Origin of the sequence: Methylobacterium aerolatum, from assembly GCF_022179085.1 — a bacterium.
In the GTDB taxonomy this organism is placed as follows: Bacteria; Pseudomonadota; Alphaproteobacteria; order Rhizobiales; family Beijerinckiaceae; genus Methylobacterium; species Methylobacterium aerolatum.
In genome coordinates this window covers 372,328-392,484 of record NZ_BPQE01000011.1, presented here as the reverse complement: position 1 = coordinate 392,484, position 20,157 = coordinate 372,328, and the positions used below count along the sequence as shown (strand labels likewise).

The 20,157-nt window shown below is 69.9% G+C and carries 16 protein-coding genes, 2 tRNA genes and 1 pseudogene; 12 read left to right on the top strand and 7 right to left on the bottom strand.

All coding sequences use genetic code 11. From position 1 onward, the window contains the following. Positions 1 to 60: 60 nt before the first annotated feature. Positions 61 to 1,437, bottom strand: a pseudogene (locus tag MFF06_RS08695) (ABC transporter substrate-binding protein). Between the two features lie 273 nt (positions 1,438 to 1,710). Next, entirely contained in the window at positions 1,711 to 2,745 is a 1,035-nt protein-coding gene (locus tag MFF06_RS08690; protein ID WP_238202910.1) for a catalase family peroxidase, read from the bottom strand. A gap of 321 nt (positions 2,746 to 3,066) precedes the next feature. On the opposite strand from MFF06_RS08690, the gene MFF06_RS08685 reads away from it, so the two are divergent. Beyond that, positions 3,067 to 3,321: a hypothetical protein gene (locus MFF06_RS08685; protein ID WP_238202908.1), complete on the top strand. Its 255-nt coding sequence runs from the start codon at positions 3,067 to 3,069 to the stop codon at positions 3,319 to 3,321. 283 nt (positions 3,322 to 3,604) lie between these two features. Continuing rightward, entirely contained in the window at positions 3,605 to 4,771 is a 1,167-nt protein-coding gene (locus MFF06_RS08680; protein WP_238202906.1) for a YihY/virulence factor BrkB family protein, read from the top strand. 4 nt (positions 4,772 to 4,775) lie between these two features. Here the strand turns inward: MFF06_RS08680 and MFF06_RS08675 are convergent, their stop codons facing one another. Beyond that, positions 4,776 to 5,687, bottom strand: a complete 912-nt coding sequence (locus MFF06_RS08675; protein WP_238202904.1) for a LysR family transcriptional regulator — start codon at positions 5,685 to 5,687, stop codon at positions 4,776 to 4,778. A 108-nt stretch (positions 5,688 to 5,795) separates the two neighbouring features. Between MFF06_RS08675 and kdgD the strand changes: the two genes are divergently transcribed. The 5 genes from kdgD (at position 5,796) to MFF06_RS08650 (ending at position 11,602) form a co-directional block, all read left to right on the top strand. Then, a complete protein-coding gene (gene kdgD, locus MFF06_RS08670; RefSeq protein ID WP_238202902.1) occupies positions 5,796 to 6,710 on the top strand; it encodes a 5-dehydro-4-deoxyglucarate dehydratase in 915 nt (304 codons plus the stop codon). Between the two features lie 97 nt (positions 6,711 to 6,807). Continuing rightward, positions 6,808 to 8,163, top strand: a complete 1,356-nt coding sequence (locus MFF06_RS08665; protein ID WP_238202900.1) for an MFS transporter — start codon at positions 6,808 to 6,810, stop codon at positions 8,161 to 8,163. Positions 8,164 to 8,283: 120 nt separating this feature from the next. Further along, entirely contained in the window at positions 8,284 to 9,633 is a 1,350-nt protein-coding gene (gene gudD, locus MFF06_RS08660) for a glucarate dehydratase (RefSeq protein ID WP_238202898.1), read from the top strand. Positions 9,634 to 9,672: 39 nt separating this feature from the next. Further along, positions 9,673 to 11,250, top strand: coding sequence for a galactarate dehydratase (garD, locus tag MFF06_RS08655; protein ID WP_238202896.1), 1,578 nt, complete (start codon positions 9,673 to 9,675; stop codon positions 11,248 to 11,250). A gap of 136 nt (positions 11,251 to 11,386) precedes the next feature. Next, positions 11,387 to 11,602: a hypothetical protein gene (locus tag MFF06_RS08650; protein ID WP_238202894.1), complete on the top strand. Its 216-nt coding sequence runs from the start codon at positions 11,387 to 11,389 to the stop codon at positions 11,600 to 11,602. A 160-nt stretch (positions 11,603 to 11,762) separates the two neighbouring features. Here MFF06_RS08650 and MFF06_RS08645 read toward each other — a convergent pair. The 3 genes from MFF06_RS08645 to aroA all read right to left on the bottom strand — a co-directional run bounded on the left by MFF06_RS08645 (position 11,763) and on the right by aroA (position 13,879). Further along, positions 11,763 to 11,835: transfer RNA gene (locus MFF06_RS08645), tRNA-Lys, on the bottom strand. Between the two features lie 54 nt (positions 11,836 to 11,889). Next, a complete protein-coding gene (gene cmk, locus MFF06_RS08640) occupies positions 11,890 to 12,528 on the bottom strand; it encodes a (d)CMP kinase (RefSeq protein ID WP_238202892.1) in 639 nt (212 codons plus the stop codon). A 1-nt stretch (position 12,529) separates the two neighbouring features. Continuing rightward, entirely contained in the window at positions 12,530 to 13,879 is a 1,350-nt protein-coding gene (aroA, locus tag MFF06_RS08635; protein WP_238202890.1) for a 3-phosphoshikimate 1-carboxyvinyltransferase, read from the bottom strand. Positions 13,880 to 14,116: 237 nt separating this feature from the next. Between aroA and MFF06_RS08630 the strand changes: the two genes are divergently transcribed. The 4 genes from MFF06_RS08630 (at position 14,117) to MFF06_RS08615 (ending at position 15,818) form a co-directional block, all read left to right on the top strand. After that, positions 14,117 to 14,494 carry a TIGR02300 family protein gene (locus tag MFF06_RS08630; protein WP_238202889.1) on the top strand — a complete coding sequence of 126 codons (378 nt, stop codon included), beginning with the start codon at positions 14,117 to 14,119 and terminating at the stop codon, positions 14,492 to 14,494. Positions 14,495 to 14,619: 125 nt separating this feature from the next. Next, a tRNA-Ala gene (locus tag MFF06_RS08625) sits at positions 14,620 to 14,695 on the top strand. Positions 14,696 to 14,877: 182 nt separating this feature from the next. Continuing rightward, a complete protein-coding gene (locus tag MFF06_RS08620; RefSeq protein WP_238202888.1) occupies positions 14,878 to 15,405 on the top strand; it encodes a hypothetical protein in 528 nt (175 codons plus the stop codon). Next, complete coding sequence (locus MFF06_RS08615; protein WP_238202887.1) at positions 15,402 to 15,818, top strand: DUF2147 domain-containing protein; 417 nt, start codon at positions 15,402 to 15,404, stop codon at positions 15,816 to 15,818. The genes MFF06_RS08620 and MFF06_RS08615 overlap by 4 nt, the downstream gene beginning before the upstream one ends. 125 nt (positions 15,819 to 15,943) lie before the next feature. On the opposite strand, the gene alaS is transcribed toward MFF06_RS08615, so the two are convergent. Beyond that, entirely contained in the window at positions 15,944 to 18,607 is a 2,664-nt protein-coding gene (alaS, locus tag MFF06_RS08610; protein ID WP_238202886.1) for an alanine--tRNA ligase, read from the bottom strand. 301 nt (positions 18,608 to 18,908) lie between these two features. Here alaS and MFF06_RS08605 point away from each other — a divergent pair, with 301 nt between their 5' ends. Then, on the top strand, positions 18,909 to 20,108 hold the full coding sequence (locus tag MFF06_RS08605) for a transglycosylase SLT domain-containing protein (protein WP_238202885.1): 1,200 nt from the start codon (positions 18,909 to 18,911) through the stop codon (positions 20,106 to 20,108). Positions 20,109 to 20,157: the final 49 nt, after the last annotated feature.

Sequence of the window (20,157 nt, the reverse complement as noted above, 5' to 3'; positions counted from 1 at the left end):
GCCTTCCGGCGCTCATGGATGGGGATGCGCGGCGCGGGATGTCCCGCGCCGCGCATTGCTTCAACCCTTGATGCGGGTCTCGGCGAGTTCCGACATGCAGGTGTCGTAGGGCGTGAAGTCCACGCGGTTCGACACCGCGAAGAGGGTGAACGGCGAATACAGGAACAAGGCCTTGGCCTTGTCCTGCAGGTAGCGTTCGACCTCCCGCACCACCTCTTCGGTCTGCGGCTCCAGCGGCGTGTGCAGGAGCTTGTCGTAGAGGGCATCGAACTCCGGATCCTCCGGGCCCTGACGCAGGGTTGCGTCCTTGCCGAAGAATTCCCGGTGCACGCAGGCGACCGGATATTGCGGCGTCCAGTCGAAGTACCACTCGAGCTTGACGTCGAACTCCTCCGGCGGCTCCTCCTTCGCGCTGACGAAGCGGACCCCGAGGCCGACCTTCGACAGGCATTGGCCGATAGCCTCGACCACGCCCTTCCAGGCCGGAGACGCGACGAACACGAGATCCCGCCCGCTCACGCCCGCCGCCTCCAGAGCCCGCTTGGCGGCCTCGGGATCGTGCGGGAACGGTGTCATGCCGGGATCCGCGCCGTAGCGGCCGGGCTGGATGAAGGCCGGGATCACCGTGCCGTAACCGTGCGCGCCGTGATCGAGCACGAACTGTCGGTCGATGGCGAGGTTGAGCGCCTTGCGGGCCTCCGGGTTGCGCCAGGGCGAATCCGGACGGTTCTCGTTAAAGACGCCCGTCAGGATCGTCTTCGCCTTCTTCGTCTGGATGCGGCCGTGCTCGCTCGCCGGGAAGGCGTGCGCTTCGGCCGGCGTCAGATCGAACACCACATCGACCCGGCCGTCACCGGCCGCCACCGACTTGATGCCCTCGTCCTTGCCGATCACGTTGTCGTAGACGATCCGCACCGTCGGCTTGCGGGCGGGATTCCAGTAGGTCTCGTTCGGCTCCATGACCACGCGGTCGGAGCGGGATTCGATCAGCGAGACGCCTTCGGTGAGCACGAACGGGCCAGTCCCCCACGGACCAGGCGCGTCGATCACTCACCAATGGCCTTCGGCCGATCCCGTCTTGGGATCCACGAAGCCCCACTCGTTCCAGAAGCGGGTGGAGGGCAGGTGCATCCCCCGGAGCTTCATGAGGGCGGCGGAGTCGCCGCCGGGGAAGCGCATGCGGATGGTGCGGTCGTCGACCGCCTCGCAGGTGACGTCCCGGGCGAAGTTCAGGAAGGCGCCCGGCGGGTGCGGGTTGGTCCACTCCTGAACCTTGTCGAAGCCGAGCTTGAACATGCCGGCGTTGAAGGGCTCGCCGTCCTGGTACACGGCCTCGCGCATCGTGAGTTCGAGCGTCTCGCCGTCAAGCCAGCGCCAGCTCTCGGCCAAACTCGGCTGGCCGATCCCGTCGTGATCGACGCGGTTGGCCTCTTCCATCGTATTCCAGGTGATGGACAGCCAGTTCACGGGCGATGGATCGACCACCGTCACCGTGTTGTGGGCTCCCCAGGGCTGACCGCCCCCGGGATCGCCCGTCGTCTTCGCCGTCATACGCGCTCCTCCATCGATGACCCGCATGGCGTGCGGGTCCGGCCGCCCTGAATGGGTGCCGGCGCGTGAAGGATAGTGCGCAAGCGCGTTGCCTCCAATCGAGTTCGCGGCCACGCGGGCCGCGAAACGACGCAGGCGCCCGGACGGATCGCCCGACCGCTACTGGGTGCGGCGGCCGAAGGAGACGGCGTAAGCCTGGACGCGGGCATCGATTAGCGGATCGTCCGAGACCTCGATCCCGTCGGTCAGGGCGTTCGGCATGAACAGCAACGCCTTCTCGGCCTCGGCACTGTCGGGCACGGCCTTGGTGATGCTCAGGGTGCCGAGGTCGAGGGTCTTGCGGCTGTCCGGCCAGGGCTTCGTGGCATCGTTGGTCGGGTCGCCCGGCTCGGCGAGTTGCGCCAGGACCTTAAACTTCGCTGGCGCCTTGGCGACGCGCGGGCCGATCTCGTCCATGAGGTAGTTCGCATCGCGCTTGGCGGCCTCGGCCTCGGGCAGAAGCTCCTCGCCGTCGACCGGCACGAACTTGAAGCGGAAGGGCTGGCGCTTGCCGTCCTTGTCCACGAGGATGAAGGCATTGACGCCGTTATAGGTCTGGCGGGCGAGGCTCGTCGGCGTCTTGGCGGTGCCGCCCGCCGTCGCGGCGGCCGGATGCGTGGCGACGAACCGCTCCAGCGGCGTGGGCTTCGCGGCATCCGGCCCGCTCTCGGACACCGCCTTCAGGAGATCGCGGAACTCCTCACCGGTGGCGACGGGGAAGTAGGCCAACGAGTTCACGACGACGTCCATGTCCGAACCGTCGGCCAGCTTGAACTTCAGGGCCATGCCGTGGGGGTTGGCGTTCTTCGCGCCGTCCGCGATGGTGGGCACGCCGGTCGCGTCGGAGAAGCGGATCGTCACCGGCACGGCCGGGCCCTGGAACAGCGAAGCCTTGCTCACCGCCGCCGCCTCCGGTGACGGGGTGAAGCTGCCCTCCAGCACCGCGCCCTTGGCGTGGTTGGCACGCTTGCCGGCATGCTTGCCGAACAGCTTGTTCATCACGTCGATGGTCTGCTCGGCCGTGGAGGCGTCCTGAGCGAGGACCGGTTGACCGAAGGCCCAGGCCAGCGCGGCGCCCGCGACGAGGGTGCGTCCGTAACGTGAGATCAAGGGTCGTTCCTTTCCCCGGTGAAGCGCGACAGGGCTACCGGGCATCCCTGCGCAGGGGAATGACCCGGGGGTGCGACAATCCTGCACGGATGAGTGGACCCGCCGTCGTGGCTGTCACGCAATCGTCGGGCCAGACTGTGACAACGGAATGTCGCTCGAAACAAGATGGCGGGCGCAGTCCGACGGACCGTGGACTGACAAGGCACTGCCCGTTGCATCCAAGCTCCATGTCCTGTGCCCGAAACGACTTGAGCACGACGATCGACGGTGCGTCCGCCGTCCTCCCCGTCGTCATGCGACCGTTGCCGGGCTCCCGGTGAGTCCACGGCCTAGCATCGGCGGGCCTGTGCGGTTATCAGCACCGGCATGGCCAAACGTGTGAAGTCGCTCCCCCAGGAGCGCGGGACGATCCTGTTCGATGTCCTCTTCGAGGACGGGAGCCGCGCCTCGAACCGGCGCATCCCCATGGAGCTCCTCGGCGGGCTGGATGGCGACGTCCCCGCCCACGAATTCATCGCGCAGCAGGAGGCCGAGATCGCCGAGAAGGCCGGGCGCCCGCCGCGGGTGATCCAGAGCCTGACCCGCTCCGCCAAGCCCGAGCCCAAGCAGCCGCGAAGCTGATCCGTCGCCGCGCGCATCCCCCGCGCGGCCGGTGAAGTCGCTGTTCGGATGATGTGACGTCGAGCCCCGGCGCGGCGGCCGATGATGCTTTGCGTTCGCCGACGCCGAGCATGCGGCGCACTGTGTCCGGCCAGTGAACGAACCTCCCTTTGTCAGGTTGGACCTTCGGCATCGTGTCGATGGCGAAACCGGCCGCCCTGGGGCGAGGGCGTCGGGCACGTTGCCGGGCTCCGTCGCGTGGCGACCACGGCGGGCGGTCATGTCACCTGTTCGGGAGAGCGCGATGATTTCCCCTCGACCCGATCGCGGATCGACCGAAACGCGCGCCGGGCGCGGCTCCCTCATTTGGACCCTCGCCATGGCCACGGCGCTCGTCGGGATCGTTGCCCTGCCGAGGCGCTCCGGCCCTCCGGTTCGGTCCCCGATGGGCGATGACGGGGGCGGCGAGGCGCGGCGAAGCTCCCCCTCCCACGGCGGAGCCGAGGCCCGTGCGGTCGCCGCCGCGCAGGCCGAGCGCGGGCGCCGGGCGAGGCGCCCCGCCGAGATCCCGGCGAAGGGCTGGAAGGACATCGCCCTGCGCACCTACCGCGATATCGGCGAGAACCGGATCCCGCTGGTGGCGGCCGGCGTGACCTTCTTCGCGCTGCTCGCGATCTTCCCGGCCATCGCCGCCCTCGTCTCGGTCTATGGCCTCATGGCCGATGCCTCGACCATCAACGAGCAACTGGGCAGCCTGCAGGGGATCCTGCCCCAAGGCGCCCTCGACATCCTGGGCGACCAAGTGAAGGCGCTGAACGAGAAGGGCGACGCGACGCTGGGCGTCAGCCTCCTCATCGGCGTGGCGCTCTCGGTGTGGAGCGCCAACGGCGGCATGAAGCACGTCTTCGATGCCCTGAACCTCGTCTACGACGAACGGGAGACGCGGGGCTTCGTGAAGCTCAACCTGATCACCCTGGCCTGCACCGCCGGGGCGCTGGCCTTCCTGATCCTGGCGCTCGCCGTCGTGGTCGTGCTGCCCATCGTCTTCGAAACCCTCGGCATCGCCGGCGAGGCGCGGTGGCTGGCATGGCTGCGCTGGCCCGCACTTCTCCTCGCGGTGCTCGCCGGGTTGGCGGTCCTCTACCGCTACGGACCGAGCCGGGACGCCCCGCGCTGGCACTGGGTGACCTGGGGCAGCGCCATCGCCGCCGTCCTCTGGATTGGCGGGTCCCTGCTGTTCTCGTGGTACGTCGCCCACTTCGGCAGCTACAACAAAACCTACGGGTCGCTCGGCGCCGCCATCGGCTTCATGACCTGGATCTGGATCTCGACGATCATCGTCCTGCTCGGCGCCCAGGTGAACGCCGAGATGGAGCACCAGACTTCCGAGGATACCACCGTCGGCACGCCCCGGCCGCTGGGAAGCCGAGGCGCAACCATGGCCGACACCGTGGGCGCGGCGGCGGAATAGGCGATCATCGGTCCGGCGATCGGTCGCCGGAGACGATGGCCGCCTTGAAGGTCGGCAGGCACGGGTTCGCGTTGTCCCGGCGCCAGGCCAGCAGGAGCTGGGGCCTCGATGCCTCCGGCGCCGCCAGGGGGCGCAGGGCCACGGCCGACAGGCTGATCCCCCGCGCGCTGTCGGGCACGACGGCGATGCCGATTCCCGCGCCGACGAGGGCGAGCATGGCGTGGAGCTGGTTCACCCGCTGCACCACCCGCGGCCGGATGCCGGCCGTGGCGAAGAGGTCGTCCAGCAGATCGATGAAGTAGCGGCCACCGCGCGGCGACCACGTGACGAGCGCCTCGCCGTCGAGGTCGGCGAGGCTCGGAGCCCTGCCCAGCGCCAGGGAATGGTCGCGGGGAACCGCCAGCAGCAGGTGCTCCTGCGCCAGGATGTTCGTTGCGAGCGGCGTCTTGGGATCGAGGAGCGCCGCCGTCGGCCGGAGAATCCCGACATCGATCCGGTTTTCCTCAAGGGCCTGGATCTGCTCGTCCGATACCATCTCTTCCAGCACGAGGTCGATCTCGGGCAGGGACGCACGGGTCAGGGAGACGATGCGGGGAAGCGCCCGGTAGGCCGACGAGGCGGTGAAGCCGAGGCGTATCGTCCCGCTCTCACCCCGCGCGGCACGGCGGGTCAGCCGGGCGGCGCTCTCCGCCGCCGCGATCACCCGGTACGCCTCCGTAAGGAACGTGCGTCCGGCGGGCGTCAGGCGCACGGCGCGGGTGGTGCGCTCCAACAGGCTCACGCCCAGCGTCTGCTCCAGCATCTGGATCTGACGCGAGAGGGGAGACTGCGTGAGGTTGAGCCGTGCCGCCGCCCGGCCGAAATGCATTTCCTCGGCGACGGCAACGAAACTGCGTGCGTGCCCCAGGTCGAACATTGATGCAGGATTGAGGATAATCCAGCCAAAATCAACGTTGGACGCATGGAAAGGGCGGTCCTATCCCGGATGCAACGCCGAAACGGCTGACGTCAGGGAGAGAAGCAGATGTCGCGGATGACCCCCGTGGAGATGGCGCGGACGCTCGGCTCCGGACTCCTGTCTTTCCCCGTCACGCATTTCAACGACGATTTCAGCGTCAACGAAGCGGCCTACCGCGACAACCTCTCCCGCCTCGCCGACTACAAGGTCTCCGGCCTCTTCGCCGCCGGCGGTACGGGCGAATTCTTCTCGTTGACCCCCGCCGAGATCGACCGCGTCGTCCGGGCCTGTGTCGAGGAAACCCGCGGCCGCACGCCGGTCATCGCCCCGGCGGGCCAGGGGACGGCGATGGCCCTCGACCTCGCCAAGGCCGCCGAAGCGGCGGGGGCCGACGGCATCCTGCTGCTGCCCCCGTACCTCGTGGGCTCGGAGCAGGCTGGCCTCGCGGCCCACGTCGAGGCGGTGTGCAAGGCGACCTCGCTTGGCGTCATCGTCTACAACCGCGCCAACGCGCAGCTCAACGAGACGACCCTGGCGGGCCTCTGCGAGCGCAACCCGAATCTCGTCGGCTTCAAGGACGGCGTCGGCGACGTGGAGCTGATGACCCGGGTCTATGCCGGCCTCGGCGACCGTCTCACCTATGTCGGCGGCCTGCCGACCGCCGAGACCTTCGCCCTCCCCTACCTTGAGATGGGCGTCACCACCTATTCCTCGGCGATCTTCAACTTCCTCCCCGAGTGGGCGCTCTCGTTCTACGACTCGGTGCGCCGCCGCGACCGCGACGCGGTCTACCGGGAACTGCGCGACTTCGTGCTGCCCTACATCGCGATCCGCAACCGGAAGCGCGGCTATGCGGTCTCGATCGTGAAGGCGGGCATGACCGCCGTCGGCCGCCATGCCGGCCCCGTCCGCCCGCCGCTGACCACCTTCGACGAGGCCGAACTCGCGGAGCTGAAGGCCCTGATCGGCCACCGCCGCTGACGTCCCGTCCGGTCCGACGACACGAACCGCCGAGCCAACGGCGGCACGATCGACCGCCCGGATTCAACCGGGCGGCGCTCAATCTGGGAGAACGACCATGAGTGCCTCCACGAGCGGCACGACGAGCGTCGCGCTCGCCGGTGCCGACACGTCCCGCCGCACCCGCGTCCGCCTGCTCATCGTGCTGATGCTGTTCGCGGCCACCACGATCAACTACGCCGACCGCGCCACCATCTCCATCGCCGGGCCGGACATGGCCAAGGAGCTCGGTCTCTCGCCGGTCCAGATGGGATACGTCTTCTCGGCCTTCGCGTGGTCCTACGTTCTGGCGCAGATTCCCGGCGGCTGGCTGCTCGACCGCTTCGGCGTGAAGTCCGTTTACGCCGCCGCCATCGCCCTGTGGTCGGGCTTCACGCTGGTGCAGGGAGCCGTGGGCTTCTTCACGGGCTTCACCGCCGTGGCGATGCTGTTCGCGCTGCGTCTCGCGGTGGGGCTCACTGAGGCGCCGGTCTTCCCCGCCAACGCCCGCATCGTGGCCGCGTGGTTCCCCACCAAGGAGCGCGGGATGGCCTCGGCCTTCTTCAACTCCGCCCAGTATTTCGCGACCGTGCTGTTCACGCCGCTGATGGCCTGGATCGTCCACAAGTTCGGCTGGCACCACGTCTTCACCAGCATGGGCCTGCTGGGCATCGCCTTCGCCGTGCTCTGGCTCCAGGTCATCGACGGGCCCAGGACGCATGCCTCGGTGAACGAGGCCGAGCGGGACTACATCGCGGCCGGCGGCGCCCTGCTGGAGATGGACGGGCGGAAAGGCGGGCAGCAGGCGAATACCGGCAAGACCCTGCGCGAGCTGCTCTCCAACCGGATGCTGCTCGGCATCTATATCGGTCAGTACTGCATCACGGTGCTGACCTACTTCTTCCTGACGTGGTTCCCGGTGTACCTCGTGAAAGAGCGTGGCCTCTCGATCCTCCAGGCCGGTTTCGCGGCGGTGCTGCCGGCGCTCTGCGGCTTCATCGGCGGCATCCTCGGCGGCGTGATTTCCGACATGCTTCTCCGTCGGGGCTTCTCCCTGACGGCCGCCCGCAAGATCCCGATCGTCGGCGGAATGCTGCTGTCGATGAGCATCATCGGCTGCAACTACGTGCAGGCGGACGCCGTGGTCGTCGGGCTGATGGCGCTGGCCTTCTTCGGCAAGGGCATCGGCGCGCTTGGCTGGGCGGTGGTGTCCGACACCTCGCCCAAGGAGAGCGGCGGCCTGTCCGGCGGCCTGTTCAACACCTTCGGCAACACCGCCGGCATCACCACGCCCATCGCCATCGGCTACATCGTCCAGACGACGGGGTCGTTCAACGGCGCCCTGATCTTCGTGGGCCTGAACGCCCTGGTGGCCTGCTTCTGCTACCTCGTGGTGGTCGGTGAGATCCGCCGCGTCGAACTGAAGAGCGTCTGACGCGCCCCCGGGCCGGCGCCCGACGCCGGCCCGGCTCCGCCTCCCCCATCCCCGCGCGCGCCGCGCGTCCGGCCGATCCCGGTCGCGGGATCACCGCCCCCCTCACCGCAGGAGGATGCCATGTCGTCCGATACCCGCCACGCCAGCCGCAACACGCCGACCGTCGTCGAGATGAGGGTCGTGCCGGTGGCCGGCCACGACAGCATGCTGCTCAACCTCTCCGGCGCCCACGGTCCGTTCTTCACCCGCAACCTCGTGGCGCTGACGGACTCGACCGGCGCCACCGGCCTCGGCGAGGTCCCCGGCGGAGAGGGCATCCGCAAGACCCTGGAGGACGCCCGCGACCTCGTCGTGGGCCAGCCCCTCGGCGCGTGGAACGCGGTGCTCAACGCCATGCGTACCCACTTCGCCGACCGGGATTCCGGCGGGCGCGGCCTCCAGACCTTCGACCTGCGCACCACCATCCACGCCGTCACGGCGGTGGAATCAGCCTTCCTCGACCTGCTGGGCCAGTTCCTGAACGTGCCGGTGGCTGCGCTCCTCGGCGAGGGCCAGCAGCGCGACGCGGTCGAGATGCTGGGCTACCTGTTCTACGTGGGCGACCGCCGCAAGACCGACCTCGGCTATCGCGAGCCGACCGCCCGCGACGGCTGGTTCCGGCTGCGCGACGAGGAGGCCCTCACCCCCGAGGCGGTGGCCCGGCTCGCGGAGGCGGCCTACGAGCAGTACGGCTTCAACGACTTCAAGCTGAAGGGCGGCGTCCTGCGCGGCGAGGAGGAAATCGCCGCCGTCACGGCGATCCACGAGCGCTTCCCGCAGGCCCGGGTCACCCTCGATCCGAACGGCGCGTGGTCGCTCGCCGAGGCGATCCGCCTGTGCAAGGGACAGGGCCATGTGCTGGCCTATGCCGAGGACCCCTGCGGCGCCGAAGGGGGCTTCTCCGGCCGCGAGATCATGGCCGAGTTCCGCCGGGCCACGGGCCTGCCGACCGCCACCAACATGATCGCCACCGACTGGCGGCAGATGAACCACGCGATCCAGCTCGGCGCCGTCGATATCCCCCTCGCCGACCCGCATTTCTGGACGATGGCCGGCTCCGTGCGTGTCGCGCAGCTCTGCCGGGACCATGGCCTGACCTGGGGCTCGCACTCGAACAACCATTTCGACGTGTCGCTCGCCATGTTCACCCATGTCGCCGCCGCCGCGCCGGGCCGTGTCACCGCCATCGACACCCACTGGATCTGGCAGGACGGCGAGCGTCTCACCAGGGAGCCGCTGGCGATTCGCGGCGGGCTCGTGACGGTACCGGAGAGGCCCGGCCTCGGCATCGAGCTCGATTGGGGGGCCGTCGAGGAGGCGAATGCCCTCTACCGCACCCACGGGCTCGGTGCCCGCGACGACGCGGCGGCGATGCAGTTCCTGATCCCGAACTGGACCTTCGACAACAGGAAGCCCTGCCTCGTCCGCTGAGCCGCATCCGCCCCCCGCCGTCCGACCCGGAGCCACAGCATGATCCTCAGCGCAGCCAAGCCCGTCGGCGGTGAGCGCGTCGCTCCGCCGGACTCACCCCGGACGATCCGCCTCCATGCCGAGGACAACGTGGCCATCGTGGTGAACGCCTTCGGCCTGCCGGCGGGTACCGCCTTCCCCGACGGGCCGACGCTCACCGAGTTCGTGCCCCAGGGCCACAAGGTGGCCCTGGAGGACATCCCGCGCGGTGGCCATGTCCGCCGGTACGGCGAGGTGGTGGGAATCGCGCTCCGCGACATCCCGCGGGGCTCATGGGTCGAGGAATCCTGCGTCGAGACGCCGACCGCGCCCGCCCTTGACGCCCTGGAGAAGGCGACGCGGGTGCCCGCGCCGCTGCCGCCCCTGGAGGGCTACACCTTCGAGGGCTTTCGCAACCCGGACGGCAGCGTCGGCACCAAGAACATCCTGGCGATCTCGACCAGCGTGCAATGCGTGACCGGCACCCTCGACGTGGCGATCCGCCGGATCCGGCAGGAGTTGCTCCCCCGCTATCCGAACGTGGACGACGTGATCGGCCTGACCCACGCCTACGGATGCGGCGTCGCGATCAACGCGCCCGAGGCGGTCATCCCCATCCGCACCCTCCAGAGCCTCGCCCGGAACCCGAACTTCGGCGGCGAGGTCATGGTCATCGGCCTCGGCTGCGAAAAACTCGTCTCCGAGCGCCTCGTGCCTCAGGGCGAGGGCGCGGCGGAAGACAGCGTCGTGCGGCTTCAGGACGAGCGGCACGAGGGCTTCGGCAGCATGATCGCCAGCATCATGACCATGGCCGAGGCCCGATTGGAGGTGCTGAACAGCCGGACGCGGGAGACCTGCCCCGCCTCCGAACTCGTGGTCGGCCTGCAATGCGGCGGCAGCGACGCCTTCTCGGGCGTGACCGCCAACCCGGCGCTCGGCTTCGCCGCCGACCTGCTCGTGCGCTGCGGCGCCACCGTGCTGTTCTCCGAGGTGACGGAGGTCCGCGACGCGATCCACCTCCTCACGCCGCGTGCGGCGACGCCCGCGGTGGCCGACGCCCTGATCCGCGAGATGGCGTGGTACGACGCCTATCTGGAGAAGGGCGGAGCGGACCGGCGCGCCAACCCCTCGCCGGGCAACAAGAAGGGCGGCCTCAACAACATCGTCGAGAAAGCCCTCGGCTCGGTCGCGAAGTCCGGGACCAGCGCCATCACCGGCGTCCTCGCTCCGGGCGAACGCGTGAAGGAGCGGGGCCTGATCTTCGCCGCCACGCCCGCGAGCGACTTCGTCTGCGGCACGCTGCAGCTCGCCTCCGGCATCACTGTGCAGGTGTTCTCCACCGGGCGCGGCACGCCCTACGGCCTCGCCCAGGCCCCCGTGATCAAAGTCGCCACCCGGACCGAACTCAGCCGGCGCTGGTCGGACCTGATCGACCTCGACGCCGGCCGCATCGCCACCGGCGACGCGAGCATCGAGGAGATGGGATGGGAGCTGTTCCTCCTCATCCTCGACGTCGCCAGCGGTCGCAGGCAGCCGTGGTCCGACCGCTGGGGTCTCTACAACGACCTCACGCTCTTCAACCCGGCGCCGATCACCTGAGATGACGCCCCGGCGATAACAACACTCAGCGACTGTCAAAAATTTTTGACAGAAGCCGTGTCATAAACTTTCAACACGCCTAGCTGCACGGCATCGTTCGGCGCCCGAGGGGCCGATGGGGGAGCGATGCCAGCCCATGATCGACGGCTTCACCAAGGCGCAGACGATGACCGACATCGCCTCGGTCATCGAGCGCGCCCGGCGCGAAGGGCGCGACCTCGCCACGGCCCTGCGGATCGCGCGGGCCACGCTGACCTACCTCAGCGGCCCGAATCCCACCGCCGACCAGCGCGCCGCCCTGCGCGACTTCGATCAGAGCATGGCCGCGATCGCGGCGGACGAGAAAGTCTGACCCGGCAATCGCCGACACAGGCGGCCGGCAAGCACGGATTCGTCAACGAGAGGCGAGTTCGTGAGCGTTTTCCGGGTTTGCGGGCTGGCTGAACTGCTCCGCTCCCGCTCGCGACGACGGCGCGGCGGTGGCGATCCGGCAGCGTTGGGAAAGGCTCAAGTGAGCGCGCTGGGACTCGAACCCAGGACCTACAGATTAAAAGTCCGTTGCTCTACCAACTGAGCTACGCGCTCGCGACACCCGCTGCGGGGTCGGCCGCACCGCAATAGGGGAGGCCGTCCGGGGGGTCAACCGACGGCGAGGCGGGCGCGCTCGATGATCGCACGGGCCTGGGCGAAGGCGGCGGCCGCATCGAGTTCGGTGGTGTCGAGTTGCACCGCATCGTCGGCCATCTTCAGGGGAGCCGCGCTGCGCGAGGAGTCGCGCGCATCGCGGGCCTCGATGTCGGCCAGGATGCCTTCGAGGGTCGCGGCCTCGCCGCGTCCGGCCAGCTCCCGGTGGCGGCGGCGGGCGCGCTCCAGGGCGGAGGCGGTGATGAACAGCTTCACGTCCGCCGCCGGGCAGACCACCGTGCCGATGTCCCGCCCATCGAGGACGGCCCCGGACGGGTCCGAGGCGAAGCGGCGCTGCCACGCGAGCAGGGCGGCCCGGACCTCCGGCACGGAGGAGACCCGCGACGCGGCTTCCCCCATGGCCCTGTCGCGCAGGCGCGGATCGGAAAGGCTCGCCGAGTCGAGGGTTTCGGCCGCGCGGGTGGCGGCGGCATGGTCGCCGAGGTCGATTCCCGCCTCCACGAGGGCGAAGGCCACGGCGCGGTAGAGCAGGCCGGTGTCGAGGTGCGGCAGGCCGTAATGGTCGGCGAGCTTGCGGGCGAGGGTTCCCTTGCCGGAGGCAGCAGGGCCGTCGATGGCGATGACGAGGGGCATGTCAGGCTCCGATCCGGCCGCCGAGGGCGCGCATCGTCGGCAGGAAGGAGGGGAAGCTCGTGGCGATCATCGCGCCGTCATCGATCCGCACCGCCTCGCGGCTGGCGAGGCCCAGGACGAGGAAGGACATGGCGATGCGGTGATCGAGGTGGGTGGCGACCGTCCCGCCGCCACGCGGGGCCGTGCCGTCGCCCTCGACCACCAAGTCGTCGCCCTCGATCCGGTGCGGGATGCCGTTCTCGGACAGGCCCGCCGCCACGGCAGCGAGGCGGTCCGATTCCTTCACCCGCAATTCGTGCAGGCCGTTCATCCGGGTGGTGCCCTCCGCGAAGGAGGCCGCCACGGCGAGGATCGGGTACTCGTCGATCATCGCCGGCGCCCGCTCGGCGGGAACATCGACGCCCGTGAGGCGGCTCGCCCGGACGCGCAGGTCGGCCACCGTCTCGCCGCCCTCCTCCCGTTCGTTGAGGCGCTCGATCGATGCGCCCATCTCCAGCAGCGTCGTGATGAGCCCCGTGCGCAGCGGGTTCATCATCACGCCCTCGATCGTCACGTCGGAGCCGGGGATGATCAGGGCCGCCACCAGCGGGAACGCCGCCGAGGAGGGATCGGCCGGCACGACGACATCGGTGCCGCGCAGGGTCGGCTGGCCCGTGAGCGCCACCGAGCGCCCGTGGCCCCCGGGACCGTGGGGCTCCACGCGGACCTCAGCGCCGAACAGGCGCAGCATCCGCTCCGTGTGATCGCGGGTGGCCGCCGCCTCGATCACCGTGGTGATGCCGGGGGCGTTGAGGCCGGCGAGGAGCACCGCCGACTTGATCTGCGCCGAGGCGGCCGGTGTCTCGTAGGTGATCGGAATCGCCTCGCGGGGGCCGCGGAGCGTCAAGGGCACCCGCCCGCCTTCCGCCTCGGACAGGACCTGCGTGCCCATGCGCGAGAGCGGATCGAGGATCCGGCGCATCGGCCGGGAGCGGAGCGAGGCGTCGCCGTCGAAGGTGGCCGTCACGGGTTGCCCGCCGACCACGCCCATCATCAACCGTGAGCCCGTGCCCGCATTGCCGAAATCGAGGACGTCCGCCGGATCGGTGAGGCCGCCGATGCCGACGCCGTCCACCGTCCACCGGCCTTCGCCGAGGCGCTCCACCGTGGCGCCGAGCGCCCGGGCGGCGGCGGCCGTGCGCAGGACGTCGTCACCCTCCAGCAGGCCCTCGACCCGCGTCCGTCCCTGGCTGAGAAGGCCGAGAATCATCGCCCTGTGGGAGATGGACTTGTCGCCCGGGGGGCGCAAGCGACCCCGGAGGGGCGCGCCCGGCGTCGCGGCGAGGGGCTCGGGTGTGAGGGCGTGCGACACGGGTCGGTCCGTCTTGTGTGCGGCGGTCAGCGGGCGGGGCGCAGGGGGCGTCGGCGGCGCGGTTAACACGGGCGTTCGCCGTCGTCATCCGTGCCGGTGGCCGCCTGGGCCCCGGATCGACGAAGCCGGCATCGATTTCGGCGCAACCGTCGTTTCGGCGGCTCAATTGACAGGCGCGACAGCCGCGACTAACCGAGCCGCTTCCCAAACACTGTCTCGACGACGAGGTGTCCCCCCGTGGCCCGACCGGAACTCGGCTTGAAACGCCAGTGCATGAGCTGCGGCGCGAAGTTTTACGACCTCGCCCGCGACCCCGCCACCTGCCCGAAATGCGGTGCGGTCTACCAGGCCGCCACCGGCCGCGCCGCCCCGCCCGCGCTGTCGCGCAGCACGGACGACGACGAGGACGAGACGGACGAGAAGGGCCCCGAGCTGGTCTCCCTCGATGAGGTCGAGGCCGCCGAGGACGAGGCTGATCCGACGCCGGACGACGACAGCTCCGATGACGGCGACACCAGCAGCGACGACGACACCTTCCTCGAAGAGGAGGATTCGGGTGACGACGACGTGTCTGATCTGATCGACGGCGACATCGAGAACGACGAGGAAAGCTGATCAGTCCGGTCGAGCTTCGCGAAAAAAGAGCTTGAGTCCGGCCGATGGGGCGCTTATAGAACCGCCCTCGTCGGCCGGTCGCCGGAACGACGAACCCCGCGGGTCCAGACCGCGGTGGAAGAAGTGGGGCCTTAGCTCAGCTGGGAGAGCGCTTCCATGGCATGGAAGAGGTCATCGGTTCGATCCCGTTAGGCTCCACCATTTCCCCTCCCCTTTCCGTTTTGGCGCCGCCGTCGCGCGGTGACGTCGCCGGCCGTTGCCGTCGGAGTGTCGCCCTGAGCCTCCTCGGCGCCGCCGCCCTCCTCCTTGGATCCGGCGCCGCCCGTGCGGAGGCCCCCGGCGTCCCGAAGCAGGCGGATGAGGACTCGGCCGGCATTGCCGCGATGGTGGAGGACCTCCGGGGCCGGATCGTTCGCTCGGACAGCGCCACGGCCGTGCTCGAACGCTGGTGCGCGGAAAAGGGCCTCGCGGGTCAGGCCCGGCTGGTTGCCCTGCGCGATACGTCCCTCGACAAGACGCCCACGGACGAACAGCGGGCACGCCTCGGCGTGACGCCCGGCGAGCCCGTGCGCTACCGCCATGTGCGGCTCGCCTGCGGCACGCGGGTCCTCTCGGAGGCCGACAACTGGTATGTGCCGAGCCGACTCACGCCGGAGATGAACGCAGCCCTGGATGGCACCGATACGCCCTTCGGGCGCGTGGTGCGTCCCCTTGCGCCGGTGCGCCGGGTGGTGGCCGTGCAGTCCTTCCCCCTGCCCCCGGCGCCCGCGGCGGACACACCCCTCGTGCGAGTGGATGCCGTCCTCGTGACGGGATCGGGCGCACCCTTCTGCGAAGTGGTGGAAACCTATCTCGGCGCGGCCCTTCCCGGTATCGGGGAGACCGACCAACCCAACGGAGACACGCCGTGACGCCCGCCCCGTTCCGCCTCGCCCTGCTCGCCGCGCTCATCGCTGCTCCGGCCGGCCAGACCCTTGCGGCGGGCAACGATCCGGCGGGCCTCTGGGTGACCGAAACCGGCCAGTCGAAGATCCGGATCGCGCCCTGCGGCGGCGGCTATTGCGGCACCATCGTCGCCGCACCGGGCAAGGCCCTCGACGACAAGAATCCCGATCCGGCCCAGCGCGGGCGCAGCGTGATCGGCGTGCAGATCCTCGACGCGCGCAATCCCGACAAGGATGGGTTCTCCGGATCGCTCTACAATCCGAACGACGGGAAGACCTATTCGGGTTCGATGCGCCTGAAGGATCCGACCCACCTCGAAGTGTCGGGCTGTGTCCTCGGCTTCGTCTGCAAGAGCCAGACCTGGACTCGGGGCAAGTAGCCGTCGCACCCGGTCGGTTCCCCGGCCGTCATCGCGCGCGTAGGGAACCTTGAGCCGCCACGGCCTATCAAGGCGTTCTCCGAAAGGGGCCGCCGCTCTTCAGCGGCGAGCCCCGACCCAGTCTCTCACGCCGCCTGACCCAACGCCTGCTCAATGGCGTCCAGCGCGGCCTGGGCGTTGGCGCCGTTGGGGCCGCCGGCCTGGGCCATGTCGCGGCGGCCGCCGCCGCCCTTGCCGCCCAGCGCCTCGGAGCCCGCCCGCACCAGGGCGACCGCATCGAACCGGCCGGTCAGATCCTCGGTGACGCCGACCACCAGCCCGGCCTTGCCGTCGGGCGCGACGCCGACGATGGCGACGATCCCGGAGCCGAGGCGGCTCTTGCCCTCGTCGGCGAGGCTCTTGAGATCGCGCATCTCGACCCCCTCGACCACGCGGGCCATCAGGTTGACGCCGCCGACCTCCTTCGGCGCATCGGCGTTCCCCGTAGCCCCGCCGCCCATGGCGAGCTTCTTGCGGGCCTCGGCCAGCTCACGCTCCAGGCGGCGGCGATCCTCCATCAGCGCGGCGAGGCGATCCGGCGCCTCCGTGGCGGGCGCCTTGAGGAGCCCGGCGAGGTTGGCGAGCGTCCGCGCCTCCTCGGCCCGGTGCCGGCGGGCGGCGTCGGCGGTCAAGGCCTCGATCCGGCGTACACCCGCACCGACCGCGCTCTCGCCGACGATGGTGATGGCACCGATATCGCCCGTGCGCCCCGCATGGGTGCCGCCGCAGAGCTCCACCGAGAACGCCTTGGCCCCCTCCCCGTCCGTGGGAAGGCCCATGGAGACGACGCGGACCTCGTCGCCGTACTTCTCGCCGAACAGGGCGCGGGCGCCCGAGGCGATGGCGTCGTCCACCGCCATCAGCTTGGTCACGACGGGCTCGTTCTGGAGCAGGACGGCGTTGGCGATGTCCTCGACCCGGGCGATCTCCTCGGCCTCGATCGGCTTCGGGTGGCTGATGTCGAAGCGCAGGCGCTCCGGGCTCACGAGGGAGCCCTTTTGCGCCACGTGATCGCCGAGCACCTGCCGCAGCGCCTCGTGCAGGAGGTGGGTGGCGGAGTGGTTGGCCCGGATCGCCCGGCGGCGGGCATGATCGACCTTCAGCTCCACCGGCTGGTCGAGGCGGAGGCTCCCCTCCTTCACCGTGACGGCGTGGACGAAGAGGTCGCCGAGCTTCTTCTGGGTGTCGGTGACCTGCGCCGCCAGCCCGGCGGCGGTGATCGATCCGGTGTCGCCCACCTGCCCGCCCGATTCCGCGTAGAAGGGGGTCTGGTTCACCACCGCGAAGCCGGATTGCCCGGCCTTCAGCTCGGCGGTCTCCGCGCCCTCGAACAGGAGGGCGGTGACGATGCCTTCGGCCGACTCGGTCTCGTAGCCGAGGAACTCGCTCGCGCCGACGCGCTCGCGCAGGCCGAACCAGACGGTCTCCGTGGCGGCATCGCCCGAGCCCTTCCAGGCCTCACGGGCGGCCTGCTTCTGCCGCTGCATCGCCGCCTGGAACGCCTCCGTGTCCACGCCGATACCCCGCGCCTTCAGGGCGTCCTGGGTCAGGTCGAGGGGGAACCCGTAGGTGTCGTAGAGGGTGAAGGCGGTCTCGCCGGAGAGGTTCTGCCCCGCCGTGAGGTCGCGGCTCTCCGCGTCGAGGATCGACAGGCCCCGCTCCAGGGTCCGGCGGAAGCGGGTCTCCTCGAGCTTCAGGGTTTCGGCGATCAGCCCCTCGGCCCGCATCAGTTCGGGGTAGGCTTGGCCCATCTCGCGGACCAGGGTCGGCACGAGGCGGAACATGGTGGGCTCGCGGGCACCGAGGATCTCGGCATGGCGCATCGCCCGCCGCATGATCCGGCGCAGCACGTAGCCGCGCCCCTCGTTGCCCGGCAGCACGCCGTCGGCCACGAGGAAGGCCGAGGCGCGCAGGTGGTCCGCGATCACCCGGTAGGAGGCGAGCGTGGCGGGCTCCGGCGCGCGGGACACCGCGTGCGCCACGGCCTCGATCAGCGCCTTGAACAGGTCGGTCTCGTAATTCGAAGTCACGCCCTGCAGGACGGCGGCCATCCGCTCCAGGCCCATGCCGGTGTCGATCGACGGGCGCGGCAGGGGCGAGCGCACCCCTGGCTCCGCCTGATCGTACTGCATGAACACGAGGTTCCAGAATTCGAGGAAGCGGTCGCCGTCCTCGTCGGGGCTGCCGGGCGGGCCGCCCCGCAGGGCCGAACCCTGGTCGATGAAGATCTCCGAGCACGGGCCGCAGGGCCCCGTGTCGCCCATCTGCCAGAAGTTGTCCGACGTGCCGATGCGGATGATCCGGCGGTCCGAGAACCCGGCGATCTTGCGCCACAGCCCGGCCGCGTCGTCGTCGTCCGCGTAGACAGTGACGAGCAGCTTCTCCGGCGACAGGCCGAACTCTTTGGTGATGAGGTTCCAGGCCAGCTCGATCGCGCGTTCCTTGAAGTAGTCGCCGAAGGAGAAGTTGCCGAGCATCTCGAAGAAGGTGTGGTGGCGCGCCGTGTACCCAACATTGTCGAGGTCGTTGTGCTTGCCCCCCGCGCGGACGCATTTCTGCGCCGTGGTGGCCTTGTCGTAGGGCCGCTTCTCCACACCGGTGAAGACGTTCTTGAACTGCACCATGCCGGCGTTCGTGAACATCAGGGTCGGATCGTTCTTCGGGACGAGGCCCGAGGACGGGACGACCGTGTGGCCGGCCTTGGCGAAGTAGTCGAGGAAGGTCGACCGGATCTCGTTAACGCCGCTCATCTGGCAGACTCTTCAGGCTTCTCTTGTCGCCGGGAGGGCGAACCGGGGGCCGCTCCCTCATCCGGTCCTCTTAAGGACGGAACAGGCGCGAGTCACGGCGCTATGTCGGCCCCATCCTCCGGGTCCGCAACGGGGCGTTCACCCTAACGAAGCGTTCACTCTCTTGGGCGAGTCTCGTGGCTGCCGCGAAAAGACCGTGGATTGCCCCAGGGCAGCACGAGCGCGGCCGTGTTGTCGCCACATCTGTCAAGCCACATCGAGGCCATGGGCGCCCTCCGGCGCGTGGAGATTCGGGATCACGATGCAGGGCCGCACGGTCGGATCGGCGAGGTCGGGAATCGCAATGGCCGGTGGCGCGAACCAGCGCCGGTTCGGCAAGGGCCGGAGCGACGCCGGCAGCCGCAGCGGTCCCCTGGCCGCACAGCCGATGATCGGCGCCTCCCACGGCAGCACCCCGGCCCTCGTCCGCTCCGTCCTCACGGTCACGCTCATCGCCGGGTCCCTCAGCGCCGTGCTGATCGGATCGGGGATCGACCTGCGCAAGGTCGGCCTGCCCCAGGCGGTCTCCACCGCCCAGGCCGCGACCGAGGTGCGGATGCCCGTGCCCCACATCGCCCGCGTCGCCCTCAGCGAGGACCTCGAGACCGCGCCGCTGCGCGCCTCGTCGAGCTTCGCCGCCGTCCACGACCTCGACACCGAACTGGGGTCGAGCGGTGTGGATCGCGTGTCCTACGACTTCCTGCTGTCGCAGAGCTCCACCGGCGACCCGAACGACATCCTCGAATTCGGGCCGATGAAGATTCGCCGCCACCTCGTGCAGACCATCGTGAAGGCGGCCCAGGCCGTGCAGACCGATCCGGTGCTGCTCATGGCCGTGGCGGACAAGGAATCGAGCTTCATCACCGCCGTCCAGGCCAAGACCTCCTCGGCCACCGGCCTGTACCAGTTCATCGAGCGGACGTGGCTCGGCGTCGTGCGCGACTTCGGCCCGAAATACGGCCTTGCGCGGGAAGCGGCCCTCGTGACGGCCGACGCCAACGACAAGCCCACCATCGCCGATCCGGCGGAGCGCGCCCGGGTGCTCGACCTGCGCCGCGACCCCTACCTCTCCGCCCTGATGGCCGGGGAGATGCTGAAGCGCGATGCGGCGAGCATCGCCCAGCGCATCGGCCGGGAGTTGACCCTGGGCGAGGTCTACCTCGCGCACTTCCTCGGGCCGGACGATGCCGGCGACTTCCTCGACAAGGTGGTCAACAAGCCGGCCGCCGCGGCCGCCGCCCTGCTCCCGGGCCCGGCGCGGGCCAACCGCTCCATCTTCTTCGCCGCGAACCGCTATGTCGGCCGGGGCCGCCACCGGAAGCCGGTGAGCCTGTCGGTGGCGCAGGTTCACGAGAAGTTCGAGACGATGATGCAGTCTCGCGGCTCGCGTTACCAGAACGTTCGCGCCATCTCGGGCATCATGGCCTATGCGGACGCCGATACTGCGGCCGTCGCCCAGTAAAACCGGCGCGATCAGGCGGGGAACAAGCCTTGCTGTCGCAACCCAAATG